This window comes from Geobacter pickeringii (assembly GCF_000817955.1).
GTDB lineage: Bacteria > Desulfobacterota > Desulfuromonadia > Geobacterales > Geobacteraceae > Geobacter > Geobacter pickeringii.
Map to the genome: position 1 here is coordinate 1775951 of NZ_CP009788.1, position 24345 is coordinate 1800295.

28 protein-coding genes are annotated in these 24345 nt (G+C 57.9%); 20 read left to right on the top strand and 8 right to left on the bottom strand.

What is annotated here, in order from left to right; genetic code table 11:
• Positions 1 to 20: 20 nt before the first annotated feature.
• The 9 genes from plsX to GPICK_RS07960 all read left to right on the top strand — a co-directional run bounded on the left by plsX (position 21) and on the right by GPICK_RS07960 (position 9040).
• On the top strand, positions 21 to 1058 hold the full coding sequence (gene plsX, locus GPICK_RS07920) for a phosphate acyltransferase PlsX (protein ID WP_039741946.1): 1038 nt from the start codon (positions 21 to 23) through the stop codon (positions 1056 to 1058).
• 13 nt (positions 1059 to 1071) lie between these two features.
• Positions 1072 to 2052 carry a beta-ketoacyl-ACP synthase III gene (locus GPICK_RS07925; RefSeq protein WP_039741949.1) on the top strand — a complete coding sequence of 327 codons (981 nt, stop codon included), beginning with the start codon at positions 1072 to 1074 and terminating at the stop codon, positions 2050 to 2052.
• 25 nt (positions 2053 to 2077) lie between these two features.
• Positions 2078 to 3001, top strand: a complete 924-nt coding sequence (gene fabD, locus GPICK_RS07930; RefSeq protein ID WP_039741951.1) for an ACP S-malonyltransferase — start codon at positions 2078 to 2080, stop codon at positions 2999 to 3001.
• Positions 3002 to 3010: 9 nt separating this feature from the next.
• Positions 3011 to 3751 (top strand): 3-oxoacyl-[acyl-carrier-protein] reductase, encoded by a 741-nt coding sequence (gene fabG, locus GPICK_RS07935; protein WP_039741954.1) that lies wholly within the window; start codon positions 3011 to 3013, stop codon positions 3749 to 3751.
• Between the two features lie 98 nt (positions 3752 to 3849).
• A complete protein-coding gene (gene acpP / locus GPICK_RS07940; RefSeq protein ID WP_039741956.1) occupies positions 3850 to 4083 on the top strand; it encodes an acyl carrier protein in 234 nt (77 codons plus the stop codon).
• Positions 4084 to 4178: 95 nt separating this feature from the next.
• A complete protein-coding gene (gene fabF, locus GPICK_RS07945; RefSeq protein ID WP_039741958.1) occupies positions 4179 to 5411 on the top strand; it encodes a beta-ketoacyl-ACP synthase II in 1233 nt (410 codons plus the stop codon).
• A gap of 12 nt (positions 5412 to 5423) precedes the next feature.
• A complete protein-coding gene (gene rpiB, locus GPICK_RS07950; RefSeq protein WP_039741960.1) occupies positions 5424 to 5870 on the top strand; it encodes a ribose 5-phosphate isomerase B in 447 nt (148 codons plus the stop codon).
• A 96-nt stretch (positions 5871 to 5966) separates the two neighbouring features.
• Complete coding sequence (gene glyA / locus GPICK_RS07955; protein WP_039741962.1) at positions 5967 to 7214, top strand: serine hydroxymethyltransferase; 1248 nt, start codon at positions 5967 to 5969, stop codon at positions 7212 to 7214.
• Positions 7215 to 7546: 332 nt separating this feature from the next.
• The gene (locus tag GPICK_RS07960; RefSeq protein WP_039741964.1) at positions 7547 to 9040 is read left to right on the top strand and encodes a TolC family protein; all 1494 of its coding nucleotides are present in this window, start codon (positions 7547 to 7549) and stop codon (positions 9038 to 9040) included.
• A gap of 82 nt (positions 9041 to 9122) precedes the next feature.
• Here GPICK_RS07960 and GPICK_RS07965 read toward each other — a convergent pair whose 3' ends face one another.
• The 4 genes from GPICK_RS07965 to GPICK_RS07980 all read right to left on the bottom strand — a co-directional run bounded on the left by GPICK_RS07965 (position 9123) and on the right by GPICK_RS07980 (position 11988).
• Positions 9123 to 9986: a winged helix-turn-helix transcriptional regulator gene (locus GPICK_RS07965; protein ID WP_039741967.1), complete on the bottom strand. Its 864-nt coding sequence runs from the start codon at positions 9984 to 9986 to the stop codon at positions 9123 to 9125.
• Entirely contained in the window at positions 9976 to 10380 is a 405-nt protein-coding gene (locus GPICK_RS07970) for a CoA-binding protein (protein WP_039741969.1), read from the bottom strand. Before GPICK_RS07970 ends, GPICK_RS07965 begins: the two co-directional genes overlap by 11 nt.
• A gap of 67 nt (positions 10381 to 10447) precedes the next feature.
• Positions 10448 to 10879, bottom strand: coding sequence for an archease (locus GPICK_RS07975; RefSeq protein WP_039741972.1), 432 nt, complete (start codon positions 10877 to 10879; stop codon positions 10448 to 10450).
• Between the two features lie 17 nt (positions 10880 to 10896).
• Complete coding sequence (locus tag GPICK_RS07980) at positions 10897 to 11988, bottom strand: phosphotransacetylase family protein (protein WP_039741974.1); 1092 nt, start codon at positions 11986 to 11988, stop codon at positions 10897 to 10899.
• Between the two features lie 301 nt (positions 11989 to 12289).
• Between GPICK_RS07980 and GPICK_RS16965 the strand changes: the two genes are divergently transcribed.
• Complete coding sequence (locus tag GPICK_RS16965; protein ID WP_236685684.1) at positions 12290 to 12661, top strand: hypothetical protein; 372 nt, start codon at positions 12290 to 12292, stop codon at positions 12659 to 12661.
• Between the two features lie 14 nt (positions 12662 to 12675).
• A complete protein-coding gene (locus GPICK_RS07985) occupies positions 12676 to 13128 on the top strand; it encodes a YaaR family protein (RefSeq protein WP_039741976.1) in 453 nt (150 codons plus the stop codon).
• A 35-nt stretch (positions 13129 to 13163) separates the two neighbouring features.
• Here the strand turns inward: GPICK_RS07985 and GPICK_RS07990 are convergent, their stop codons facing one another.
• Complete coding sequence (locus GPICK_RS07990) at positions 13164 to 14621, bottom strand: RtcB family protein (protein WP_039741978.1); 1458 nt, start codon at positions 14619 to 14621, stop codon at positions 13164 to 13166.
• A gap of 110 nt (positions 14622 to 14731) precedes the next feature.
• The gene (locus GPICK_RS07995; RefSeq protein ID WP_039741980.1) at positions 14732 to 15277 is read right to left on the bottom strand and encodes an HD domain-containing protein; all 546 of its coding nucleotides are present in this window, start codon (positions 15275 to 15277) and stop codon (positions 14732 to 14734) included.
• A gap of 126 nt (positions 15278 to 15403) precedes the next feature.
• Here GPICK_RS07995 and GPICK_RS16970 point away from each other — a divergent pair, with 126 nt between their 5' ends.
• The 9 genes from GPICK_RS16970 to GPICK_RS08040 all read left to right on the top strand — a co-directional run bounded on the left by GPICK_RS16970 (position 15404) and on the right by GPICK_RS08040 (position 22040).
• The gene (locus tag GPICK_RS16970) at positions 15404 to 15727 is read left to right on the top strand and encodes a peptide chain release factor family protein (protein WP_039741981.1); all 324 of its coding nucleotides are present in this window, start codon (positions 15404 to 15406) and stop codon (positions 15725 to 15727) included.
• An 86-nt stretch (positions 15728 to 15813) separates the two neighbouring features.
• Positions 15814 to 16278 carry a deoxycytidylate deaminase gene (locus tag GPICK_RS08005; protein WP_039745512.1) on the top strand — a complete coding sequence of 155 codons (465 nt, stop codon included), beginning with the start codon at positions 15814 to 15816 and terminating at the stop codon, positions 16276 to 16278.
• Positions 16275 to 16727, top strand: a complete 453-nt coding sequence (nrdR, locus tag GPICK_RS08010; RefSeq protein ID WP_039741982.1) for a transcriptional regulator NrdR — start codon at positions 16275 to 16277, stop codon at positions 16725 to 16727. The genes GPICK_RS08005 and nrdR overlap by 4 nt, the downstream gene beginning before the upstream one ends.
• A 29-nt stretch (positions 16728 to 16756) precedes the next feature.
• A complete protein-coding gene (gene ribD / locus GPICK_RS08015) occupies positions 16757 to 17845 on the top strand; it encodes a bifunctional diaminohydroxyphosphoribosylaminopyrimidine deaminase/5-amino-6-(5-phosphoribosylamino)uracil reductase RibD (RefSeq protein ID WP_039745515.1) in 1089 nt (362 codons plus the stop codon).
• The gene (locus GPICK_RS08020; RefSeq protein WP_039741984.1) at positions 17830 to 18480 is read left to right on the top strand and encodes a riboflavin synthase; all 651 of its coding nucleotides are present in this window, start codon (positions 17830 to 17832) and stop codon (positions 18478 to 18480) included. Before ribD ends, GPICK_RS08020 begins: the two co-directional genes overlap by 16 nt.
• A gap of 40 nt (positions 18481 to 18520) precedes the next feature.
• The gene (locus tag GPICK_RS08025; protein WP_039741986.1) at positions 18521 to 19723 is read left to right on the top strand and encodes a bifunctional 3,4-dihydroxy-2-butanone-4-phosphate synthase/GTP cyclohydrolase II; all 1203 of its coding nucleotides are present in this window, start codon (positions 18521 to 18523) and stop codon (positions 19721 to 19723) included.
• Positions 19724 to 19804: 81 nt separating this feature from the next.
• On the top strand, positions 19805 to 20269 hold the full coding sequence (gene ribH, locus GPICK_RS08030) for a 6,7-dimethyl-8-ribityllumazine synthase (protein WP_039741989.1): 465 nt from the start codon (positions 19805 to 19807) through the stop codon (positions 20267 to 20269).
• A 2-nt stretch (positions 20270 to 20271) separates the two neighbouring features.
• Positions 20272 to 20688, top strand: a complete 417-nt coding sequence (gene nusB / locus GPICK_RS08035; protein ID WP_039741991.1) for a transcription antitermination factor NusB — start codon at positions 20272 to 20274, stop codon at positions 20686 to 20688.
• Positions 20689 to 20729: 41 nt separating this feature from the next.
• Positions 20730 to 22040: a homoserine dehydrogenase gene (locus GPICK_RS08040; protein WP_039741993.1), complete on the top strand. Its 1311-nt coding sequence runs from the start codon at positions 20730 to 20732 to the stop codon at positions 22038 to 22040.
• A 56-nt stretch (positions 22041 to 22096) separates the two neighbouring features.
• On the opposite strand, the gene yrfG is transcribed toward GPICK_RS08040, so the two are convergent.
• Both yrfG and thrC read right to left on the bottom strand, forming a co-directional pair.
• Positions 22097 to 22783, bottom strand: coding sequence for a GMP/IMP nucleotidase (gene yrfG / locus GPICK_RS08045; protein ID WP_039741995.1), 687 nt, complete (start codon positions 22781 to 22783; stop codon positions 22097 to 22099).
• Between the two features lie 25 nt (positions 22784 to 22808).
• On the bottom strand, positions 22809 to 24194 hold the full coding sequence (gene thrC, locus GPICK_RS08050; RefSeq protein WP_039741998.1) for a threonine synthase: 1386 nt from the start codon (positions 24192 to 24194) through the stop codon (positions 22809 to 22811).
• Positions 24195 to 24345 lie beyond the last annotated feature (151 nt).

Sequence of the window (24345 nt, forward strand, 5' to 3'; positions counted from 1 at the left end):
TTCCTTTCTGCAGGGGTACCATGAGAGTTGCTGTAGATGCGATGGGAGGCGACAACGCTCCCGTCATCGAGGTTGAGGGAGCCGTAGTCGCTGCGCGCGAGTACGGCATTCCCATTACCTTGGTGGGCGATACTGACCGTCTTAGTCAGGAACTCGCCAAGCACAACGTTCAGGGTCTTGACATAAGCATTCACCATGCCAGTGAAGTGGTTGGTATGCATGATGCCGCCTCTGATGCTGTTCGTCGCAAGAAGGATTCTTCCATTCGCGTTGCGTATGAACTGGTAAAGGATGGCGTGGCAGATGCGGTGGTCAGTGCTGGCAATTCCGGTGCAACCATGGCCGCAGGGATGTTCGTTCTCAAGCGCATCAAGGGGATCGAACGGCCGGCGATTGCCCAGATTTTTCCTACACTTCGCGGAAAGACCCTCGTTCTTGATGTTGGCGGCAATGTCGATTGCAAGCCGATTCATCTCGTGCAATTTGCGATCATGGGCGAAGTCTATGCTCGGCACGTAATGGGAGTGGAGCGGCCAAAGATCGGGCTCCTTTCCAACGGTGAAGAGGACAGCAAGGGCAACGAGTTGACCCGCGATACCAATGCGATCCTCAAAGATATTTCGTTTGATTATCGCGGCTACGTCGAAGGGCGTGATATTTTTTACGGCATGGTCGACGTGGTCGTTTGTGATGGTTTTGTCGGCAACGTTGTGTTGAAATTATCCGAAGGCCTCGCCGAGGCGATCGGGAAGATGCTCAAGGAAGAAATAGTCAAGAGCGTTGTTTCCAAGCTCGGTTATCTGCTGGTACGCAAGGCATTCAAGAGCTTCAAGAAGAAAGTCGATTACGCCGAGTATGGCGGAGCACCACTCCTTGGAATCAATGGCGTGGCAATGATTTGTCACGGTGGTTCCAACGTCAAGGCGATCAAGAACGCAATCCATTTTGCTCATGAGTATGCACGCAAAGGGGTCAACCAGCGTCTCGTCGAGAAGCTGGAAAATGACTTTGTTGCTTACATGCAGCGAGACGGCGTGAAGGAAGTCGCTGCCGGCTAGAAGGGGTACGCGGATGTTGAGAGCGAGAATTGTCGGCACCGGATCAGCAGTTCCCGATAAAGTGCTGACCAACTTTGACCTTGAGAAAATGGTGGATACGTCCGACGAATGGATAACCACCAGGACAGGGATAAAAGAACGCCGGATTGCCGTTGAGGGAGAGTATACGTCGACCTTTGCCACGAGGGCGGCAGAGCGTGCCCTTGAAATGGCCGGGATAGCAGCACACGAAATCGACCTTCTTATCGTTGCCACGGTAACTCCTGATTTTCCGTTTCCCTCCACAGCCTGCATTGTGCAAAGCAATATTGGAGCTTCAAAAGCTGCCGCCTTCGATGTCTCTGCAGCCTGCTCCGGTTTTGTCTACGGTCTTTCGCTGGCCAGCAACGCAATCCGTACTGGTGCGGCATCCAAGGTACTTGTCATTGGCGCGGAGGTTCTGACCAGAATCATCGACTGGACTGACCGCAATACCTGTCTTCTCTTCGGTGATGGTGCCGGGGCAGCGGTTCTGTCATCCAGCAGTGATGAGCACGGAATACTCTCAACTCATATTCACAGTGACGGAAATTACTGGGAGCTTCTCTATCAGGCCGGGTGCGGCAGCAGAAACCCTGCGGTTCAGAAAACGTTCGATGAGAGGCTCTATTTCCTGAGAATGCAGGGGAACGAGGTCTTCAAGCTGGCCGTAAGAGCCATGGAGGACGCAGCGCTGGAAGCGTTGACAACCAATGGTTTGACGCCGGCAGATATCGACATTTTTATCCCCCATCAGGCAAATCGCCGCATCATTGATGCCATCGGTAAGCGGCTTGGACTCAATGGTGACAAGGTGTTCGTCAATCTGGACCGTTATGGAAACACGTCGGCGGCTTCAATTCCGATCGCTCTTGATGAAGCAAATCGGACTGGCCGGATTGCTGCGGGCGATGTGGTTCTCTTTGACTCTTTCGGTGGTGGCCTCACGTGGGGGTCGGCACTGATTCGCTGGTAATTTTTCCTCAAGGGATTCAACACTCATGGGTAAAAAAGCATTCATTTTTCCGGGACAAGGTTCCCAGTTTTCCGGGATGGGCAAAGATTTAGCGGACAATTTCTCCGTGGCGCGGCAGACTTTTGAGGAGGCCGACGATGCCCTCGGAGAGAGACTTTCGAAACTCTGTTTCGAGGGTCCCGAGGAGGCGCTCAAGCTTACCGCCAATACCCAGCCGGCAATCCTTGCCGTAAGCATTGCCGCACTTCGGGTTCTCCGTCAGGAGACAGGCGCTGTGGCTGATTACAACGCAGGGCATTCACTGGGAGAATACTCGGCACTGGTGGCGGCAGGAACCCTTGGGTTTGCCGATGCAGTCAGAACGGTTCGGGCGCGCGGTACCTTCATGCAGGAAGCGGTACCGGTCGGCGTGGGTGCGATGGCAGCGGTCCTTGGTGTCGAAACAGATGTACTTGCCGATATCTGTGCAGAAGCCGCCCAAGGTCAGGTTGTTTCTCCCGCGAATTTCAATTCACCGGGACAGATTGTCATCGCGGGGCACTCTGAGGCAGTGAATCGGGCCATAGAAATTGCGAAGGGACGGGGGTTCAGAAAGGCCATGCTGCTTCCTGTCAGCGCACCCTTTCACTCGACTCTTATGATTCCTGCCGGTGAGCGTCTTGCTGACGTCCTTGCCCACATTGACGTGGCTGAATTTTCAGCTCCCGTTGTAACGAACGTTGAGGCCAAGGCCAACTCCGACGCGACACGGGTGCGGGAGCTCTTGGTGCGGCAGGTGAGCGCTCCGGTGCTGTGGGATGCATCGGTGCGCGAAATGGTGAACCTCGGTGTGTCCGATTTTGTCGAGATTGGTCCTGGCAAGGTCCTTTCCGGGCTCGTCAAGCGGATCGCAAAGGATGTTGCAACGAACAGCGTTGAAGACACGGCCGGTGTCCGTGCATTGGCCTAGGGAGCAATCATGAACCTCATGGGAAAAGTGGCGATCGTAACGGGGGCCTCCCGGGGAATCGGTAGAGCCGTGGCCCTTAAGCTTGCCCGTGAAGGGGCTGATGTTGTGGTAACCGCCACGACACTGGAAAGTGCCCAGGCGACGGCTTCCGAGATCGAAGCGATCGGTCGTAAATCCTTGGCTGCAGCGGTGGACGTTTCCGATTCGGCTGCCGTTGAGTCTCTGTTTGCTGCTGTTGTTGAAACGTTCGGCAAGGTGGATATTCTCGTCAACAATGCCGGCATTACGCGTGACGGGCTTCTCCTCAGGATGAAAGATGCCGATTGGGACGCGGTAATTGATGTTAACCTGAAAGGTGCCTTCAACTGTGTCCGAGAAGCCTCAAAGCTGATGACGAAAGCTCGCAGTGGCAGGATCATCAACATAAGTTCAGTGGTAGGTGAAATGGGCAACGCGGGGCAGATAAATTACTGTGCAAGCAAGGCGGGGATGATTGGCCTCACGAAGTCTGCGGCCCGTGAACTCGCCAAGCGCGGCATTACCGTGAACGCGGTTACCCCGGGATTTATCGAAACCGATATGACGGCAGTACTCTCGGAGAAGGTCAGGGAGGGGTTGCTCCAGCAGATTCCCCTCGAACGACTGGGTGCTCCGGACGATGTTGCCAATGCCGTTTTCTTCCTTGCGTCCGACCTGGGAAGCTACGTAACGGGTCACGTTCTGTCAGTCAACGGCGGTATGTATATGTGAAAAATTTATCTTTTGCAAAACGGATATTTCGTGGTATGTAGCTAGAAAAATTACCCAAAAACCTGAACGGGTATAAAACCAAACGGAGGTGAAAAAGCATGTCGACGATAGAAAAGCGGGTAAAAGAGATCGTGGCCGAGCAACTCGGCGTGGATGAGGCACAGGTGACCAATGATGCTTCGTTCATGGACGACCTCGGTGCCGATTCTCTTGACACCGTTGAACTGGTCATGGCGCTTGAGGAAGAGTTCGATATCGAGATCTCTGACGAAGATGCCGAGAAAATCCAGAACGTCCAGGATGCCATTGACTACATCACCGAGCACACCTAATAGTTAAGCTTGGGGGGAGGGGGACCTCCCCCTTTTTCACAGCGTGCGGCTCCGCCGTCACGTCCTCAGAATCCGCACATCGGGAGCAGATCATTATGAGAAGAGTTGTGGTGACGGGAGTCGGGGCAGTTTCCCCGCTGGGTACCGGCAACCAGAAGAACTGGGAAGCTTTGACTTCCGGAACGTCCGGCATTGACCTGATCAGCCGCTTCGATGCATCTGACCTCCCGGTCAGAATTGCCGGCGAGGTTAAGGACTTCGACCCTGAGCAGTTTATTGACAAGAAAGAGGTCAAGAAGATGGACCTCTTCATTCAGTACGCCATGGGTGCAGCTCATTTCGCCATGGAAGACTCGGGGCTCAAGATCACCGAGGAGAATGCCGAACGCGTCGGGGTTCTTGTCGGCGCCGGATTGGGCGGCCTTCCGACGATTGAGAAATATCACTCGGCAATGCTTGATGGCGGCTATAAGAAAATTTCCCCGTTTTTCATCCCGATGCTCATCATCAACCTGGCGCCGGGCCACATATCCATTAAGTACGGTGCCAAGGGACCCAATGTGTCGTCGGTTTCCGCCTGCGCCACCGGTACTCACTCTATTGGCGACGCCTATCACATGATCAAGCGCGGCGATGCCGACGCGATGATTGCCGGCGGGACCGAGTCGACGGTTACGCCGCTTGGCATTGGCGGGTTTGCGGTCATGAAGGCGCTTTCGAACCGTAATGACGATCCCAAGGCGGCATCACGCCCCTTTGAAAAGAACCGTGATGGTTTTGTCCTCGCTGAGGGCGCGGGTATTGTCGTTCTGGAAGAGTATGAGGCAGCAAAGAAGCGTGGTGCCAAGATTTACGCTGAAGTGGTCGGTTACGGTCTTTCGGGCGACGCCTATCACCTTACGGCACCGGCCCCTGAAGGAGAAGGAGCGGCACGCTGCATGAAGATGGCCCTTGCCAACGCAGGTGTGACTCCGGAACAAATTGACTACATCAATGCTCACGGCACCTCCACTCCCTTCAACGACTACTACGAAACCCTTGCCGTTAAGCGGGTCTTCGGCGATCACGCGAAGAAGGTTATGGTCTCCTCGACAAAGTCGATGACAGGCCACCTCCTCGGTGCGGCCGGCGGCGTTGAAGCGGTTTTCACCCTGATGGCAATGGAAAAGGGCGTTGTGCCCCCGACCATCAATTACCAGGAGCAGGACCCCGAGTGCGATCTCGATTACGTTCCCAACACTGCGCGCGACGCCAAGATCACCTACGCTCTCAGCAACAATTTCGGCTTCGGCGGCACCAATGCCACCTTGCTCTTCAAGAAGATTTAGGGAGGCGGCACGGTGATTGTAGTGGGGAGTGATCACGGCGGTCTGGAGTTGAAAGCGGCAATCAAACGGCTTCTGGTTGATCGGGGGGTCGCGGTTGAGGATTGCGGCACCGATAACGGGGATTCCGTCGATTATCCCGATTTCGGAATCAGAGTGGCCCGGAAGGTTTCGGATGGCGCGGCGGAGAAGGGGATTCTCTTCTGCGGCACCGGAATCGGCATGTCTATTGTGGCCAACAAGTTCCCCCGAGTACGGGCAGCGCTTGCCACTGACCCGTTCATGGCCCGGATGGCAAAAGAGCATAACAATGCCAATATCCTTGTCCTCGGGGGGCGGGTTCTCAACGAGGAGACAGCCCGCCAGATGGTCTGCACCTGGCTCGACTCCACCTTCGAGGGGGGGCGTCATCAGGGACGACTTGACAAGATTGCCGCCTTGGAGAAGGAACTCATGAAATAGCCTGTCCAAGGTTCCGGCCACTACACGGAAGTATGCACGATACGGGACTGCCAGCGGTCCCGTTTTCCTTTTTATCCCACCGAAAGGAGCAAAATAATGTCGATACTTGCAACCTTCGACCCAGAGGTCGCCGAGGCAATTCGCCATGAGACGGAACGCCAGGAGTACAACCTGGAGTTGATCGCATCCGAGAACTTTGTCTCCGAGGCGGTACTGGAGGCTCAGGGATCCATTCTGACCAACAAGTACGCCGAAGGGTATCCCGGCAAGCGTTATTACGGTGGCTGCCATCATGTGGATGTCGTGGAAAACCTTGCCATTGACCGGGCAAAGCAGCTTTTCGGAGCCGATCACGCCAACGTCCAGCCCCATTCCGGATCCCAGGCCAACATGGCGGTCTATTTTTCGGTACTTAAGCCGGGGGATACGATTCTCGGCATGAATCTCTCCCATGGCGGTCACCTTACCCACGGCAGCCCCGTTAACTTCTCCGGTCGCTTCTTCAACGTGGTTTCCTATGGCGTTTCCCAGGAAACCGAAATGATCGACTTCAATGAGGTCGAGCGGCTGGCTCTTGAGCATAAACCGAAGATGATTGTGGTCGGCGCCAGTGCCTATCCGCGCGTTCTCGACTTTGCCGCGTTCAGGACCATTGCCGACAAGGTCGGGGCCGTTATCATGGTTGATATGGCGCATATTGCCGGTCTTGTGGCTGCCGGCCTTCATCCGAACCCCGTCCCCCATGCGGAATTCGTGACCACCACTACCCACAAGACGCTGCGCGGCCCCCGGGGCGGTATGATCCTCTGTCGCGAGGAATATGCAAAAATCCTCAATTCCAACATATTTCCCGGAATTCAGGGGGGACCTCTCATGCACGTTATCGCCGCAAAGGCGGTGGCTTTCAAGGAAGCGCTTGCACCCGGCTTTAAGGAGTACCAGGCTCAAATCGTCAAGAACGCCAAGACCCTGGCCGATGAATTGATGAAGCGCGGTTTCCGGCTCGTGTCCGGTGGAACTGACAACCATCTGATGCTTGTCAATCTGACCGGTACCGACTTGACTGGAAAAATTGCCGAGGAATCCCTCGACAAGGCGGGGATCACCGTCAACAAAAATACGGTCCCCTTTGAAACGCGTTCCCCGTTTGTTACTTCCGGTTTCAGGGTCGGGACGCCTGCCGCCACGAGTCATGGCTTGAAGGAAGCGGAAATGGTTGAAGTGGCTGGCTTTATTGCCGAAGCGCTGGCCAATGTGGCTGATGACTCCAAGCTCCAGGAAATCAAGGGACGGGTCAATGAGCTTATGAAGCGCTTCCCGCTATACGCGGGACGTCTCAAGTAGATTCTGATGTCAGAATAATCGAAAAGGGGGATGCCACACGGCGTCCCCTTTTTATTTTGGTAAGATTTATCAGCCTCGTGTCTCTCCGCTCGTTTTCGCGTCTTCCTTGGTCATACGTGAAATATTTTTGACCTTGACAGGGTGATGCTTTTGTTGAACAGTCGTCCACGCTGATCGAGAGCTCAGCGAAAGAGACCCGTCGGTGTTCTGCCGGAAAATTCGACAGACGTAACGAAAATTAAATTCAACCTGTTGCAAGGGTTCATCGTTTCAATGATAGCGGTTTTGTGCTCAAGCCTTATTCTCAACGGCCTTGTGAGGAGGAGTGATCGATGAAACGTGTGGTTGCAGTGCTGGTAGTTGGCTTTTGGGCCGCAAATGCGGCAGCGGGCGAGGGGGAGTTGCGCCTCACGCTGAAGGAAGCCATCCGCTCTGCGGTGGAGAAGAATATCGACGTCAAGGCTGAACTCTACAATCCGGCCATCTCCGAAGCTGACATAAGGCTGAACCAGGGAATCTACAACCCCCTGCTGAGCGTTTTTACCAACTTCCAGTACGCAGTTACCCAGTCGGCGAGTACCTTCTTCACGGATGTCAACAGACAAAAAACGTTCGAACTCAATCCCGGTGTGAGTCAGTTGATGCCAACCGGCGGAACGGTCGGGCTGGCCTTCAATAACACATATACCAACACCAACACGCGTTTTTCACCGGGAGAATATTGGAACTCTGACCTTACGCTGAGCCTCTCCCAGCCCCTGCTGAAGAACTTCGGTCGTGAACCGACCGAACTCGCCATCCTGGTTGCTCGCAATGGCAAAGAAGGATCGGTCGAGCAGTTCAAGAGCAAGCTTATGGATACGGTTGCCCGAGTGCGAACGGAGTACAACAAGCTGTACAGTCTGAGGGAGGATCTGGAGGTTAAACGTGCTTCGCTGGAGCTGGCCCGCAAGATACTCTCCGACACCAAGGCCCAGGTCAAGGCAGGAGTTCTGCCTGCCATGGAGATCCTCAACGCCGAGTTCGGCGTGGCGAGCCGCGAGAAGGACGTCATTGATGCAGAGAGGGGGGTGAAGGACCAGAACGATGTCCTCAGGGTTCTGCTCCAGATCTCGACAAGCGACGAACTCGTTCCCGTTGATGTTCCGACGAAGGAAGCGGTTGCCACCAACGCGGGGGAGCTCGTCAGACAAGCCCTCGACAACCGCCCCGAGTTGAAGGCCCAGCGTATTGCCCTCAAGACGAATGAACTCCAGACCCGTGTGGCCCGCAACCGGACCCTTCCCGATCTCGCACTCACCGCCAGCGCTGCGGTTACGGGGCTCGACCGCCATTACAACCGCGATCTGGAAAAGATGAGCACCGCAGACTATCCGGTTTGGGGGGTTGGGTTTAAGTTCGAATATCCTCTGGGCAACGATGCTGCGCGAAACGATTACATCAAGAGCCGTCTGAAGGCAGACCAGACCAGGACCCAGATCAGAAGCCTCGAAGCGAACGTCGAAAATGAGGTGAAAAGCGCGGTTCGCGGTATCGAAACGAACTATAAACAGATCGACGTGACTGACCGGGGAAGGGCGTTTGCCGAGGAGCGGCTCCGTTCGTTCATCAAGAAAAACCAGGTGGGACTGGCAACAACGAAGGACGTTCTCGATGTGGAAAATGATCTGGCGGTGGCCAAGAGCAACCAGATCAAGGCACTGACGGGGTATAACGATGCCATCACTCAACTCTGGCGGGCTACGGGGGAGATTCTGGATCGCTTGGGAGTCCGGGTTACCGAAAAAGACGGCGATGCCCTCTACGACCAGATGGCGCACGACTGACACATACTACACGGTTCAAGAATGGTGCAGCACTCACGGCCATGCGGTTCAACAGGAACCGGATGGCCGTGGTGTTTCTAGTTCAGGGGATTCGACAGAGGCCCTGTTGGAGCGTTATGAGACCTTCCGACTCCATCTGCTGAAGATTATCGATCACGGCCGTGATGGCCGTATCGAGCTGATCGGCAAGGCCGGCGCCACTGATGCCCGGCTGGGCCATGACGGCTCGAAGGATCCGGCTCCGCAGCTCCCGGTTCGATCCCTTGAAGGGGGCCTGCCGGGTGTGATGGGCGCTTCGGCGCGACGGGTTTACATGCGTCCGTTTCAGGTGTGCACCATAGTCCATCAGGGCGTAGTACCACCGACGCGGATCAGTGTGATCAATGGTTCCTTCGACCAGGGGAAGGATCTCCCGGTCGTGAACGCGGTCCCGGTCGGGCAGGAACAGATGAATAAAGACCGTCCTGATGTTGGTTTCTATGAACGGGGCCGCGGCTCCAAACGCAAAGGCAGCGATTGCACGTGCCGTATAGTGGCCGATTCCCGGCAGTGTCTCCAATGCTTCGGCGGCAGAGGGAAGGGTGCCGTTAAATCGCTCCATCAGGGTTTCCGCGCATTTCTTGAGAAGGACGGCCCTCCGGTTGTAGCCGAGTCCCTGCCATACCGCCAGGACCTCGTGGAGCGGCGCACCGGCAAGGGTCGTGATGTCGGGGAAGCGGGCAAGGAACTCCTCGTACTTCACCCTGACCCGCTCCACCTGAGTCTGCTGAAGCATGACCTCGGAGACGTAAATCGCATAGGGATCAAAGGTTGAGCGCCACGGGAGAATGCGGGCGTTCTCCCGATAATGGTCATTGATGATCTCCCGGAAGAGATCCGTCACCTCCGTTGAAAGCCTCTCTTGCCGGAAGAGGTGTCCCAGGCGGGAGATTCTTTCAGTGGTCATGGTATCCCAGTTCGATCAGGATGCAGCTGCCGTCAGCGATGACGTTAATCCCGCCGCGACGGCACGCTTCCACCGCGGCATCGCTTTCGGCACCCGGCTGCATCCAGATGTTCTCGATCCCTTTTTGTCTTGCCAGTTCGACCACCTGTTCCGTGGCCGGTGGTGGCGTTATGACCGAAATGCTCTTGACGGTGTCCGGCAGGTCCATGACGCTCGCCACGCACGGTACCCCCTCGATTTCCCTCTCCCTTGGATTGACCGGAATCACCCGAAGCCCTTGCTGCTGATAGACCCGTAATACTTTGTTGCCGTACTTGTGGCGGTCGGCCGAAGCCCCGATGACGGCGAATTCCTCAGATTTGAAGAAAATATCGATCTGCTCTCTGATGTCCATGGATTTCCTCTCCTCTGTTTTGAGTTGTGTCTTGTTTGGCATGGTTATACTTACCGGTGTATATGGTTCAGATGTCGAGAATGACGGTGGCTTGCCAAGAGTCGTGGTGCTGGATCACTTCGAACCGGTGAAGCGTCACCGCCTTCACATCCACGATGAGATGGTGGCGCTGCGGATCGATCTCCTCGCCCCGGGCGACGGCGTGGAGGGCGAAGGTGGAGGCGGTGTGCAGGATGGTGGGTTGAGATATGCGGAGCAGGAGGCGCCGGGCATCCTTAAGATAAACGAGTTCCTCCAGGAAGTTGAAGAGAAGAAGATCGACCGCTTCGTGCTCAAGGTCGACAGGAATCGCTTGAATCGGCGCAATGGAGGAGAGGTCGGCAACCATCACATTCGTCAAGGCATCGGCTGCGGCGACAAACATCTCTTCCAGCGATCCGCCCCACGCCTCGAAGGCGACATCTGCAGTGGCGATTTCTTCCAGATATCGGTACGGCATGGAAGCACCCCGATCCTTCAGAGAAGGGCGTCGATTGCCTCGAAGTCGATCTCGTTTTCGGCGTTTGCCTTGATCCAGTTGATCTTTTCCTGATCTTCGGCGGTGATCTTTGCCACGTCCTCCATGAGGGCGGTGAATACCTTGGCAGTCGTTTCGTGGATGCGGATATAGGGGATGTTGCTGTCATCCAGGATCTGCTGGCTGATTTCGGAGATCGGCACATGTCCCGCAATGACGAGTCCGACGATCTTTTCCCGGTACGTCGGGATGTGGTAGAGGGAGGAGAGGGTGACGATCAGTTCGTCCCGCGAGCTGGTAAGAACCAGCAGCGAAGCTTCTTCAAGTCCGTCAACCACCCGTTGGGAAGAGGCTGCTCCCAGGTGGATATGATGAATGATGCGGCTTCGCCCTTCGGGATCGCCATGAACGGGGAGGTTGAGGAGCTTGCCGATATGGGAGAGTGTGGGGTTTGCCAGGATCGGCGAATAATTGAATCCCCCCGTTACCTGGATCTTTCTGCCGGGAAAGCCCTTGGAGAGGAAGCCGATGATCGATTCCCGCTTGTCTGCTCGAAGTTTGTTGACGAGAACCATTCGGACATCGGCCTCTTCTTTCTCGTACAGCGCCAGGTTCAGGTGCACGGCGTCGATCGTGCTTCCGATGCCGCTGTCGGCGACGATGATTACCGGAGCGTTGAGGGTGCGGGCGACGCAGGCATTGCTGAGTCCGATGACCGACCCGACGCCGCAGTGGCCGGCCCCTTCGATGATGAGGAAGTCGAATTTCTTGTCGAGAACCTCGATGGCCTCGATCATCTTTGCCTTAAGGGCATGGCAGTCCAGCTTGCCGCTCAGGTAGTCGCGGGTAAAGTTCTTGTGGAGCGAAACAGGGTTCATGAGGGCGATGTCTTCTTCGAGTCCGAACGTCTTGGCCATGAGCACCGCGTCCATGTCGACGGTCATCGAGCCGTAGATCTCGATCTTGGGGCCGATCGGCTTGATGAAGCCAACCCTCTGGTACTTCTGTCGTGCCAGGTGCATGAGCGAAACGCTCATGGTGGTTTTGCCGCAGTTCTGTCCGGTTGCTCCGATGAAGACTTTCTTGGCCATGCTCTCCCCTTGACATTAAAGAATTAGGTCATGACATCAGATGAATCGTTCGGACAGGCCGTCGTCGCCAGATGAGGCCCAAAGGGACAATGGCACTCGATGTGCAAGTATACACCATCTTGGCGTCAGTCGGGCGCAAAAAACGGGGTCGAACCTCGCTAGCGGTAGGAATCTGCTGGCTGATGAGGGAGAGAGGGGCAGAGAGGCATGTTCCGTGAGAAATAATTTTGTCTCAGTCTCCTGCCGGACAGCATCCGGAAATCCGCGGGGATGCTTGTGTTTTCAGCGCAAATCGTGCATTATGGCCAAAATTCTGAATTGTTGTGGGGGGTTCGTGAAAACTATCCTCGCCGTATCACTTCTCCTGATCGTTCTTGCAGGATGTTCCCCGGTTCGGGGACAACTGAGTGCCTGGCAGGGAGCCCGACTTGGCGAACTGATCGCCCAGGTCGGTCCTCCCTCGGCGGTATCTTCCGATGACGCTGGTACGAAATATTACCACTGGTATGAGGATCGCGGCGGGGTTTACACCTACGGTGGGCAGGTAAATCTGAAATGCGAGCGTACCTTTGGTGTTGATGCGCAGGAGATCATTACGAGTTGGGGATGGTCGGGCAACTGTCTTGCCCTTCCCGACTCGCCGTGGCAGCGTAATTCCCCCGGTGCGGAGTAGCGAGGGTACCGAAGATGCGGATAAACGACAAGCTTTCTGCCCGGGATATCGAAAAGAAAGCGAAAAAGGGTTCCTTGAGCAGGGTTGGGGAGGGGAGTTCTTCTCCCTTCGTGCGGGCACTCTCCCGGAACCAGACGGAGTTCCTCAGCTACGAACAGGAGCTTGAGGATTTAAAGGATGAGATCGACCGGGCGGGGAGCGAGCTGGAGCGCGAGCCGAGCATCGCCAATTTCAAGGTGTTTCGCGACCTCATCGCGGCCCTTACCAAGAAGGTCACGACCCATGCCTACCGGCTCGAACGGGTAGGGGGGAACACCCTCAATCCCCGCTGCTTCGAGATCGTCACCGTGATCGACCGTGAAGCCGACAACCTCTACCGGTTGATCATGGCACAAAACAAGGATCGCCTGGCCATCACCAACAAAATCATGGAACTGAAGGGGCTCGTGGTCGACTTCCTCGTATAGCCTCCATAATCCAGGCAGGTTACCTCCAGAAACTCTCATCCCTTGACATTCCCGATCGGAACCAGGCGTACCACCCTTCGGCTGAGATTGGAGCGCTCGGTTGCCTCGGCCACGTCGTCAATATCCTTGTAGGCAGCTCCCGCCTCCTCCGCCAGACCTCCCCACGATGCCGTGCGGACATAGATCCCCCGCAGTTCCATATCCCGCTGCAGTTTTTGCCCCTTCACCAGCCGTTTTGCCTGGTGTCTGCTCATGGTCCGGCCGCTGCCGTGGGCGGTGGTGAAAAACGTCTCGCTTCCTCCCCGCATCCCTGCCAGCAGGTAGGAACCAGTCTCCATGCTTCCTCCGATGATTACCGGCTGGCCGCTCTCGCGGTAACGGTCGGGAATTCCCTCCATGCCGGGGCCAAAAGCGCGCGTAGCGCCCTTGCGGTGAACGAGGAGTTCCCGCTTCATCCCGTCAACGACGTGGTTTTCCAGCTTTGCGGTGTTGTGTGCCACGTCGTAGACCATCTCCATCCCCAGTTCTCGCGGGTCTTTTGCAAAGATGTCGGCAAAGACCTCACGGATGCGGTGAAGGATTACCTGACGGTTGGCAAAGGCCATGTTCACCGCGCACTTCATGGCGGCGAAGTAGTCCTGTCCCTCGCGGGAGCGAAACGGTGCGCAGGCGAGTTCCCGGTCGTTGGTATGGATGCCGTACTTCTTCTCCATCACCGAGAGGAAAAGCTGCAGGTAGTCGGTTGCCACCTGGTGGCCAAAACCGCGGCTCCCGCAGTGGAACATGACGACCACCTGGTTCGGCACGGTGATGCCGAAGGCGCGCGCAAGTTCCTGGTCGTAAATGTTTTCGGGGCGTGCCACCTGGATCTCCAGGTAGTGATTGCCTGAACCAAGCGTTCCGATCTGATTGAACCCCCGGTCGATGGCACGATGGCTGATCTTCGCGGCGTCCGCTCCGGCGAAGCATCCCCCTTCCTCGGTCAGTTCCAGATCCTCCGGCCACGCATAGCCGTTCTTGAGCGCCCAGCGCGATCCCTGCTCCGCCACCGCGCAGAACTCGTCGTGGGAGAGCCGTACAAAGCCGTGGCACCCGACTCCTGCCGGCACTCGGTAGAAGAGGGCGTCCACCAGATCGCGCAGGCGTGGCTGGACTTCGTCGTAAGTGAGATTCGTGAGGACAAGCCGCATGCCGCAGTTGATATCGAAACCGATGCCTCCGGGAGAGATGACGCCGGTTTCCGGATCCATGGCCGCGAGCCCCCCGATCGGAAAGCCATAGCCCCAGTGACCGTCGGGCATGCAGAACGCATACTTCTGGATGCCGGGAAGGCAGGCGACGTTTGAAACCTGGTCGAAGACCCCGCTGTCCATGGCCCGGATCAGCTTTTCCGTGGCGAAGATCCGTGCCGGCACGAGCATGCCGGGCTTGTAGGATCGCGGAAGCTCCCAGACGGTATCCGCGATGCGTCTCAATTCCGATGGCACCGTCATTGTCCCACCTCGATCATTCGATTCCCCTCATTTCGCAACTATATCACAAAACCGAAATCGCGCTGTCGGATGCCTGGGGCGGGTAAGTATGTATTGAGGTGTTTGTGTGATTATGTAGTGAATATGGTCAGCCACTCTTCGAAGATAGTGACCTTGTGCTCACCGAACGTACCGAGATTCCGCCTGACCTCGTCGCAGCTTTTTTCATGCCGTAGCGTGTCGGGTTTTTTGGAGAAAAAGAGATCGGCGAAACAGATGATGGTTTCCTCGCGGCTGATGGGGACCATGTCGCGGGGGGGGAGGGGAAGGTTTTGGCGGAGAATGTCGTCGGCGGTAAGGCCAACGCCGATGTGCCGCTCGCAGACGAGGGCGTGACGGGGAAGACTCTCGGTCTCGAGAATTTCCCGGCCGATGATGCCATGGAGGATGTAGGGTGCGTCGCCGCTGCATCCGATGCCGGCCGATCTTGTGCGACAGACGCCGATGTCGTGGAGAAGCGCCGCTTCTTCGATGAAGCCGAGATCCAGTGCCGGATCACCCAGAAAACGGGCAACGCGCAGCGCCTTGTCGGCCACGAGCCTGCTATGTTCGAGAACGATTCTGCAGGCGTTGGCGTCCGCACCGAAATGTTTGGCCAGAAGGGCCTCTGCGTTCATGGTTTACCTCTCATGGTTGATGCGCTATTATCGAATTTCAGGGAGTTTCTGTCAATCGGGGTACTGACGGCTCCTTGTGTGGCCGCTCCACGGCGTTGCGGGCCTTTGGGTCGGCGGAGACGAAACGTGATCGAAATACGTGACATTGACTTGAAAATTGAATTCGTTCGCGGCTCCGGCCCGGGCGGTCAGCATCGCAACGTGACGGAGACGGGAGTCCGCATCCGCCATCTCCCCACCGGTATCGTGGTGCAAGCCACCGAAAGTCGTTCCCAGGCGCGCAACCGCGAAGTGGCCCTTGAACGGCTCCGTAAGGCGCTGGAGCGTCTCGCCCGGCGTGAAAAGCCGCGGGTGGCGACCAGGGTGCCCAACGCCGAGAAAAAACGCCGTCTCGAGGGAAAGAAGCGACGTTCCCACGCAAAGCGTCTCCGCTCTGCTCCCCCTGAATGACCGACGCAGTCAATCCCGCCTAAAACCTTGACCTGACGGTACTTCTCAATGTATGCTGGCCGCCATTTACCCCTATGGAGAAGACCATGGCCCGCCCGACCTGGGACGAATATTTCATGGAGATCACTCATCTGGTGGCCAAACGCTCGACGTGCCTGCGCCGCCAGGTGGGGGCGGTCATCGTCAAGGACAAGAATGTCCTCGCCACCGGCTACAACGGCGCCCCGTCCGGCGTCGCTCACTGTCTTGAGGTGGGATGCCTTCGCGAACGCCTTCAAATACCGTCGGGAGAGCGGCACGAGCTCTGCCGGGGCCTCCATGCCGAACAAAATGCCATCATTCAGGCCGCCAAGCACGGCACCAATATTGACGGCGGGACCCTTTACTGCACCACCATGCCGTGCATCATCTGCTCCAAAATGCTGATCAACGCCGGCATCCGGCGCATCGTCTACGAGGAGGGATACTCCGACGATCTGGCTCGCGAGATGATCGGGGAATCCGGCGTGGTGGTCGAGAAATTCAGCGAACTGCAGGGAGGCGCTTTGTGAAGTGCCCGTTCTGTTCCTTTCCCGATAGCAAAGTGGTCGATTCCCGCCCCGACAAAGGGGGGGCAGCCATTCGTCGCCGCCGTGAGTGCGAATCGTGCGGCAAGCGCTTTACCACCTACGAGCGGGTCGAGGAGCCCCTTCCTCTCGTCCTGAAAAAGGATGGTCGCCGTGAGCCCTTCGACCGGATGAAGATTGTCTCGGGCATCCAGAAGGCATGTGAGAAGCGGCAGGTGTCACGGGAGACGATCGACCGGCTTGTGGACCGGCTCGAAGGCCGTCTCCAGGAGTGGGGAGAGAAGGAGGTTCCGAGTACCACCATTGGTGAATGGGTGATGACCGAACTCCACGAGATCGACGAGGTGGCTTACGTCCGCTTCGCTTCCGTCTACCGCTCGTTCAAGGATGTGAACGAATTCATGTCCGAGCTGCAGGACCTGTTGAAGAAGTGATCGTGGTGGCGGGCGATTTTCACGAACGGATGATGCGGCGTGCCCTTGCCCTGGCGCGGCGTGGCATTGGCAGGACAAGCCCGAATCCGGCGGTCGGCTGCGTCATCGTGCGGGATGGCGTTATCGTTGGGGAAGGCTGGCATCGCAAGGCCGGAACGCCCCACGCGGAAGCCCATGCCCTGCGGCAGGCGGCCGGCCAAGCGCGGGGAGCCGATGTCTACGTGACGCTTGAACCCTGCTCCCACTACGGGAAAACCCCGCCGTGCGCCGATGCCCTTGTGGCGGCAGGGGTTGCCAGGGTTTTCGTCGGGATGGTCGATCCGAATCCGAAGGTCTGTGGCAGGGGGATTGGCAGGCTGGAGGCTGCCGGTATTGAAGTCACCACCGGTCTCCTCGAAAACGAGAGTCATTTCCTCAATGAACCATTCATCAAGCATGTTACGACGGGGATGCCGTTCGTCATCCTCAAGTCGGCCCTGACCCTCGATGGCAAGACCGCCACCAGCTCTGGAGATTCCCGCTGGATAACCAACGAAAAGTCGCGGCATTATGTTCACAGACTTCGGGCGGCGGTTGATGCGGTTATGGTGGGGATCGGCACCGTCCTTGCCGACGACCCGCAATTGACCGTCCGGATTCCAAGGGGACGGGACCCCCTGCGGGTAGTGGTCGACAGCACCCTCCGCCTGCCCGGGACAGCCCGAATGCTGAGCCAGGAATCGACGTCGGCAACCCTCGTTGCCACCATCTCCGGCGATGAAGCGCGGTGTGCGCTCCTGTGCTCTGCTGGCGCCGAAGTTGTCCGATGCGCAAGTCGCGACGGGCAGGTTGATCTGAAGGACCTCCTGACAAGGCTTGGCGCCCGGGGAGTTCAGTCAGTGCTCCTGGAGGGAGGGAGCACGCTGGCAGGCGAAGCGCTTCGCGCGGGGCTGATCGACAAATTCGTGCTCTTTTACGCCCCGAAACTGCTCGGAGGAGAGGGGGGCGTCGGACTTTTCGGCGGGCAATCGGTTATGCGTATGGATGAGGCATTCAGGTTGAAAACCGGCGCTGTACGCCGCTTTGGCGATGACATCATGGTCGAGGCCTATCCGGAGGAAGCATGTTTACCGGGCTGATCGAGGAGGTGGGGATTCTCAGGAGGATCGAGCGTACCGGAGCAGCCGCACGGCTTGCCGTCGGCAGCGCTCTGCCGTCAGATTCTATCTCCCTCGGCGATTCGGTGGCGGTGAATGGTGCCTGCCTCACGGTGGTGGCCATGGGGGGAGGGGAACTCACTTTTGATGCCTCACCGGAGACGCTGGAGGTAACCACGCTCGGTGCCCTTGCTCCCGGGGCCCGGGTGAACCTGGAGCGGGCTCTGCGCCTCGGCGACCGGCTTGGCGGGCACATCGTGACCGGCCACGTCGATTTCATCGCCACCATTTCGGAGCGGAGGGAGCTGTCGGGAAATATCGTCTTCGGCTTTCGGAGTTCTTCCGAGCACGCCCGCTATCTCGTGGCCAAGGGGTCAGTGGCGATCGACGGCATCAGCCTCACCGTCAACGCCGTTTCGAGCGACGGCTTTTCGGTCAACATCATTCCCCATACTGCCGCCAAGACCACCCTCGGTACGGCCCGCGCCGGCGACCGGGTAAACATCGAGACCGACATCCTCGGCAAATACGTCGAGCGGCTTCTGGGTGCCGGGGGACCGGGACGGAGGGGGGATGGGGTGAGTCTTGAACTGCTTGCAAAGAGCGGTTTTCTGTGAGATATAAAAAGCTTGTCAAATTCCTGTATTGGAGCCGCTAATGCCTGTTGCAAGGATTGAAGAAGCTGTCGAGGATATCCGTCAGGGGAAGATGGTTATCCTTGTGGACGACGAAGACCGGGAGAACGAAGGCGACCTCACCATGGCCGCCGAGATGATCACCCCCGAGGCCATCAATTTCATGGCCAGATTCGGTCGCGGCCTGATCTGCCTCACCATGACCTCCGAACGGTGCGACTACCTGCGGCTTCCGCTCATGGTCTCCGACAATACCTCCTCCTTCGGCACCGCCTTCACCGTCTCGATCGAGGCCAAGCGTGGCGTGACGACCGGCATTTCCGCCGCTGACCGGGCGCACACCATCCTTACCGCCGTGGCCGACTCCACCAAACCTGACGACCTGGCGCGCCCTGGTCACATATTTCCGCTTCGGGCCAGAAACGGCGGTGTTCTTGTTCGTTCAGGGCAGACCGAAGGGTCCGTGGACCTCGCGCGGCTCGCCGGCCTGAAACCTGCCGGCGTCATCTGCGAGATCATGAACGAAGACGGCACCATGGCCCGGATGCCGCAGCTCAAGAAATTCGCCAAGGAACACGGCATCCGGATCTGCACCGTTGCCGATCTCGTGGCTTATCGACTCAAGCATGAATCCCTCGTCCGTCGCGCCGCCGACGTGACGCTGCCGACGGAGTTCGGGGACTTCCGCGCCATAGCATTCGAAAACGATGTGGACAAGTTGGAGCATTTGGCGCTGGTGAAGGGGGAGATCCGGGGAGATGAGCCGGTGCTCGTTCGGGTCCACTCCGAGTGCATGACCGGCGATGTCTTCGGGAGCCTCCGCTGCGACTGCGGCGCCCAGCTCCATCGTGCCATGGAGATGATCGAGGCGGAAGGGAAGGGGGTCATCCTCTACATGCGCCAGGAAGGGCGCGGCATCGGCCTGTTCAACAAGCTGAAGGCCTATGCCCTCCAGGATCAGGGTAAAGATACGGTGGAGGCGAATCTGGAGCTCGGCTTCAAGCCCGATCTGCGCGATTACGGCATCGGGGCCCAGATTCTCGTGAACCTGGGGGTCCGCTCCATCCGTCTCATGACCAATAATCCGCGGAAGCTCATCGGGCTTCAGGGGTATGGCATCAACATTGTCGATCGGGTCTCTATTGAAATCCCCCCCACCACCACCAACCTCGGCTACCTCAAGACAAAACGCGAGAAGCTGGGACACCTGCTGGAAAATATCTGAGACGACCTGCCGGGGGGCAATGATGGCTGATTTTCATCCCTCCACGTCCTTCGTCCATTGACCTTTTGAGGAGGAAACCACATGCCGAGAATCATTGAAGCCAAACTGGATGCCTCTGGCCTCAAGTTCGGGATTATCGTGAGCCGTTTCAACAGCTTCATTGCCGAGCGTCTTCTGGAAGGGGCCGTTGATGCCCTGGTCCGTCATGGTGCCGATGACGCGGCCATCGACGTCGTTCGGGTGCCGGGGGCGTTCGAGATCCCCCTCACTGCAAAGAAGATGGCCGAAAAAAAGGGATATGATGCCGTCATCTGTCTTGGGGCCGTGATTCGCGGCGCGACGCCCCACTTCGATTACGTTGCGGCCGAGGTGTCGAAGGGGATCGCCCATGTCTCGCTGGATACGGGGGTTCCGATCGCCTTTGGCGTTCTCACTACCGATACCATTGAGCAGGCGGTGGAGCGGGCCGGGACCAAGGCGGGCAACAAGGGATTCGATGCGGCGATGACCGCCATTGAAACCGCACGTCTTTACAAGGAGCTCTGAGAGTGGGTCTGCGTCGTCACGGGAGGGAGATTGCCCTCCAAATGTTGTATGCCCGCGATTACGCGGCCGGCGAGGTTGGTCCCGCCATGGAACTCGTTCTCGACGAATCGGAGGCCGGTGCGGCGGCGGGGCGCGCCTTTGCCGACGAGCTGGTGCGGGGTGTACTTGAGCACCGCGAGGCGCTGGACGCGGCCATCGCCGACAAGTCGAAGAACTGGTCCATCAGCCGAATGGCGCGTGTAGATCTGAACATTCTCCGGCTCGCCGTTTTCGAGCTCCTCTACCGGGAGGAGATTCCGAAGAACGTTACCATTAATGAGGCAATCGAAGTGGCGAAGAAATTCGGCACCGAGGAGTCGCCGTCCTTCGTCAATGGCATCCTCGACGAAATCGCCTCCACCCTCCCCGATAAAGGTTGAGTCCGCACCGAACCCTTCCATTGAAAGCGAAGCGAGGGATTATGAACGAGATAAAGGTTGGCCTGCTGGGCTTCGGCACCATCGGGACCGGCGTCGCGAAGCTGCTTGCGACCAACGCGGACCTGATTGCCGCAAAGGTTGGTGCCCCGGTCACTCTGAAAAAAATCGCCGATCTGGACATCACCACGGACCGTGGCATCTCCGTCCCTGCCGGAGTCCTGACGACAAATGCCGATGAGGTGCTGACCGATCCGGAGATCAGTGTCGTGATAGAATTGATCGGGGGCTATAACCCGGCCAAGGCGTTCGTGCTCAAGGCGATCGAAAACGGCAAGCACGTGGTAACCGCCAACAAGGCGCTCCTTGCTCTGCACGGCGCTGAGATTTACGCCGCTGCCGCCCGCAAGGGAGTCGAGGTGCTTTTCGAGGCGGCTGTGGGGGGAGGCATTCCGGTCATCTCCGCCCTTCGGGGGAATATGGCTGCCAACAACTTCTCCACCGTCTTCGGGATACTTAACGGTACATGCAACTACATACTTACCCGGATGACCAAGGAAGGGGTTGATTTCGCAGATGTTTTGAGGAATGCTCAAGAGCTCGGCTATGCTGAAGCCGATCCCACCTTTGATGTCGAGGGAGTCGACACGGCGCACAAACTTGCGCTCTTGGTCTCGCTCTGTTTCGGCACCCGGGTCAACTTCGACGATATTCACACCGAGGGGATCAGTTCCCTTTCGTCAGTCGACATCAAGTTTGCACGGGATTTCGGTTACAAGATCAAGCTGCTGGCCATCGGCAAGCGTGATGCCGATGGAGTGGAGGCGCGGGTGCACCCGACCATGATCCCGGTCAGCAACCCCCTCGCGGACGTCGACGGCGTCTTCAATGCGATCCGCTTCACCGGTGACTTCATCGGGCCGGTCATGTTCTACGGGCGCGGGGCGGGAATGGACCCGACCGCCAGCGCCGTCGCGGGCGACATCATCGACATTGCCCGTAACATCATGACCGGCATCGGCCGGCGTGCTGCCCCCCTCGGGTACGGTGACAATGCGGTCGTCACCCTTCCGATCAAGCCGATGGGGAGCATCGAGGGGAAGTACTACCTTCGTTTCAGCGCGGTTGACAAGCCGGGCGTCCTGGCCAAGATATCCGGCGTTCTCGGAAAGTATGACATCAGCATCGAGTCGATGGTCCAGAGTGCGCGGATGGCGGGCGAAGAGGTGCCGATCGTCATCATGACCCACGAGGCCCGGGAAGAGTATGTACGCAAGGCCCTGGACGAGATCGACACCTTCGATATCATAACCCAGAAGAGCAGGCTGATCCGGATCGAGGATAATCTTGAATGATCCGGACGCGATTCGCTTTCCGTAATGTGCAAAGGCGGCCCCAAAGGCCGCCTTTGCTATTTGGGGCTCTCGGTACGGCAGGCGTCCTGATGGGGAATGAGCTCGGTGAAGTGGTTGATTGAGGGGAAGCATGCCGATGGTACCGGCTGAATGGCGGAGCTGAAACGGCTCACGTAGATCAGAAAACGGATACCGTAATTTTGGGCGGTGCCGAGGTTTGTCTCGCTGTCTTCCCCGAGGAGGGTGCGGGCGGGATCATAGGGAACCTTTTCGCGCAGTTTCCCCCAAAAGGCATTTTCCTCTTTGGGAAGGCCGATGTCGTGAGCCGACACGATGCCGGTGAAATAGGGGCCGAGCCGGGTCTTCCTCATTTTGAGGGTGAGGGTCTTGCCGTGGGCATTGGTGACGAGCCAGGCACTTTTGCCGTTCTGGCGCAGGAAGAGCAGAAACTCCACCACTCCCGGATGGACGGCGATCAGGTGCTCCACTTCGAGTTTCAGGAGAGGGATGTCGAGGCCGAGCCGGTCAGACCAGTAGTCGAGGTCGGTCCAGTTGAGCGTTCGCTCCTGGGAGCGGAACTGGCTGTAGAGCAGCGCCTTCGCGTCGGGAAGGGAGATGCCGTTTTTGGCGGCATAGCGCTTGGGCACGTGCTCGAGCCAGAAGTGGTCGTCAAAGTGGCGGTCCAGGAGCGTGCCGTCCATGTCGAGCAGGACGGTGTCGATCTGGTTCCAATCGATAATCATGGCGATGATGGCAAAGAAAAGACCCTTAGCGGGCCTTTTCCTCTATGAACGCCTTGATCGAGTCACGGTCGGCATCAAGGAGCTGGCAGCGGCTCGGCAGTTGCTCGATTCCTTCGAGAGAGGCGGGGCGCGGCGGCTCGAAGCCGACGGCCCTGACCACCGCTTCGGCGAACTTGGCGGGATGGGCGGTGGCAAGGCAGATCGCCGGAGTTCCGTCCGTCACGAGTTCCCGGGCCGCCTTTACGCCGACCGCGGTGTGGGGGTCAAGGATGTAGCCGGTTTCCGCATGGAAGGACGAGATCGTCTCAATGGTCTCCGTTTCGTTCACCGAACGGGAGATGAATTCGTCACGGACCCGCGCCATCTCGGCGGGAGAAAAGTCGATCCGCCCCTTGGTGGGGAGGGCGGCAAACGCCTGGCAAACCCGCGCGGGGTCCTCATCGAAGAGATAGAAGAGGTAGCGCTCGAAGTTGGAGGCGAGCTGAATATCCATGGAGGGAGAAACGGTGGGGACCACATCCCCGAGGGAGTAGTCGCCTTCGGTGACAAAGCGGGCCAGGATGTTGTTTTCGTTGGTGGCAAGCAGGAGTTTCTGCACCGGGAGCCCCATCCGTTTCGCCACGTATCCGGCAAAGATGTCGCCGAAGTTTCCGGTGGGAACAGAAAAGACCACCTCGCTTCCGAACGGTTCGGCAACCCGGAAGTAGGCGTAGAAGTAGTACACGACTTGGGCAAGGACCCGTGCCCAGTTGATGGAGTTGACCGCGCCGAGCGCATAGCGCTCCTTGAAGGGGAGGTCGTTGAAAAGGCTTTTGACGATGTTCTGGCAGTCGTCAAAGGTGCCGCGGGCGGCGATGTTGTGGACGTTCGGGTCGAGGACCGTCGTCATCTGCAGCGCCTGGACCGGCGAGGTCTTGCCGTGGGGGTGGAGGATGAAGATATTGATGTTTTCCTTTCCCCGGACGCCGTAGATTGCCGCGCTTCCCGTGTCCCCCGAGGTGGCGCCGACGATGTTCATCCGCTCCCCCCGCTCCTTGAGGAGATACTCGAAGAGGTTGCCGAGAAACTGCAGAGCCACATCCTTGAAGGCGAGGGTCGGTCCGTGGAAAAGCTCGAGGATGTGGACCCCGTCTTTTTTAACCACCGGCGTGATCTCCGCATGGGTAAAGGTGGCGTAGGAGGTGTCGATGAGCCGCTTGAGGTCGCCGGCCGGCATGTCAGTGGCAAAGAGTGACATGACGTTGAAGGCGAGCTCCTGATAGGAAAGCGTTCTCCACGCTTCGAGAGTGCTGCGGTCGAGCGCCGGGATCGTCTCCGGCAGCAGCAGCCCTCCGTCGGTGGCAAGTCCCATCATGACCGCGTCCTTGAAGCCGATCGGCGTTATGGTTCCTCGTGTGCTGATGTAGTTCATGGGAAAAGTTCTCCTGGCATGCACGTGTTTCGCGCAACAATGCTGGCTCGGTAACGGGGCATCTTACCAGCAAGCCGGCCAAAAGGGAAGGGGGTGCGGCCCTTTCCCGGCGTTGCCCGAATGTGGTACTATTGCGGATAGTGACTCCTCG

Coding starts and splice junctions, on each gene's coding strand:
- GPICK_RS07980 (WP_039741974.1), bottom strand. CDS start 11,988: ATGGCCAAGAAAGTCTTCATCGGAGCAACCGGACAGAACTGCGGCAAA.
- GPICK_RS07965 (WP_039741967.1), bottom strand. CDS start 9,986: ATGACCACTGAAAGAATCTCCCGCCTGGGACACCTCTTCCGGCAAGAG.
- GPICK_RS08005 (WP_039745512.1), top strand. CDS start 15,814: ATGGCCCGCCCGACCTGGGACGAATATTTCATGGAGATCACTCATCTG.
- GPICK_RS16965 (WP_236685684.1), top strand. CDS start 12,290: ATGGCCAAAATTCTGAATTGTTGTGGGGGGTTCGTGAAAACTATCCTC.
- yrfG (WP_039741995.1), bottom strand. CDS start 22,783: ATGATTATCGATTGGAACCAGATCGACACCGTCCTGCTCGACATGGAC.
- thrC (WP_039741998.1), bottom strand. CDS start 24,194: ATGAACTACATCAGCACACGAGGAACCATAACGCCGATCGGCTTCAAG.
- GPICK_RS08025 (WP_039741986.1), top strand. CDS start 18,521: ATGCCTGTTGCAAGGATTGAAGAAGCTGTCGAGGATATCCGTCAGGGG.
- fabF (WP_039741958.1), top strand. CDS start 4,179: ATGAGAAGAGTTGTGGTGACGGGAGTCGGGGCAGTTTCCCCGCTGGGT.
- GPICK_RS08020 (WP_039741984.1), top strand. CDS start 17,830: ATGTTTACCGGGCTGATCGAGGAGGTGGGGATTCTCAGGAGGATCGAG.
- ribD (WP_039745515.1), top strand. CDS start 16,757: ATGATGCGGCGTGCCCTTGCCCTGGCGCGGCGTGGCATTGGCAGGACA.
- ribH (WP_039741989.1), top strand. CDS start 19,805: ATGCCGAGAATCATTGAAGCCAAACTGGATGCCTCTGGCCTCAAGTTC.
- GPICK_RS08040 (WP_039741993.1), top strand. CDS start 20,730: ATGAACGAGATAAAGGTTGGCCTGCTGGGCTTCGGCACCATCGGGACC.
- glyA (WP_039741962.1), top strand. CDS start 5,967: ATGTCGATACTTGCAACCTTCGACCCAGAGGTCGCCGAGGCAATTCGC.
- fabD (WP_039741951.1), top strand. CDS start 2,078: ATGGGTAAAAAAGCATTCATTTTTCCGGGACAAGGTTCCCAGTTTTCC.
- acpP (WP_039741956.1), top strand. CDS start 3,850: ATGTCGACGATAGAAAAGCGGGTAAAAGAGATCGTGGCCGAGCAACTC.
- GPICK_RS07990 (WP_039741978.1), bottom strand. CDS start 14,621: ATGACGGTGCCATCGGAATTGAGACGCATCGCGGATACCGTCTGGGAG.
- GPICK_RS07925 (WP_039741949.1), top strand. CDS start 1,072: ATGTTGAGAGCGAGAATTGTCGGCACCGGATCAGCAGTTCCCGATAAA.
- GPICK_RS07985 (WP_039741976.1), top strand. CDS start 12,676: ATGCGGATAAACGACAAGCTTTCTGCCCGGGATATCGAAAAGAAAGCG.
- GPICK_RS07995 (WP_039741980.1), bottom strand. CDS start 15,277: ATGAACGCAGAGGCCCTTCTGGCCAAACATTTCGGTGCGGACGCCAAC.
- GPICK_RS07975 (WP_039741972.1), bottom strand. CDS start 10,879: ATGCCGTACCGATATCTGGAAGAAATCGCCACTGCAGATGTCGCCTTC.
- fabG (WP_039741954.1), top strand. CDS start 3,011: ATGAACCTCATGGGAAAAGTGGCGATCGTAACGGGGGCCTCCCGGGGA.
- plsX (WP_039741946.1), top strand. CDS start 21: ATGAGAGTTGCTGTAGATGCGATGGGAGGCGACAACGCTCCCGTCATC.
- GPICK_RS07960 (WP_039741964.1), top strand. CDS start 7,547: ATGAAACGTGTGGTTGCAGTGCTGGTAGTTGGCTTTTGGGCCGCAAAT.
- GPICK_RS07970 (WP_039741969.1), bottom strand. CDS start 10,380: ATGGACATCAGAGAGCAGATCGATATTTTCTTCAAATCTGAGGAATTC.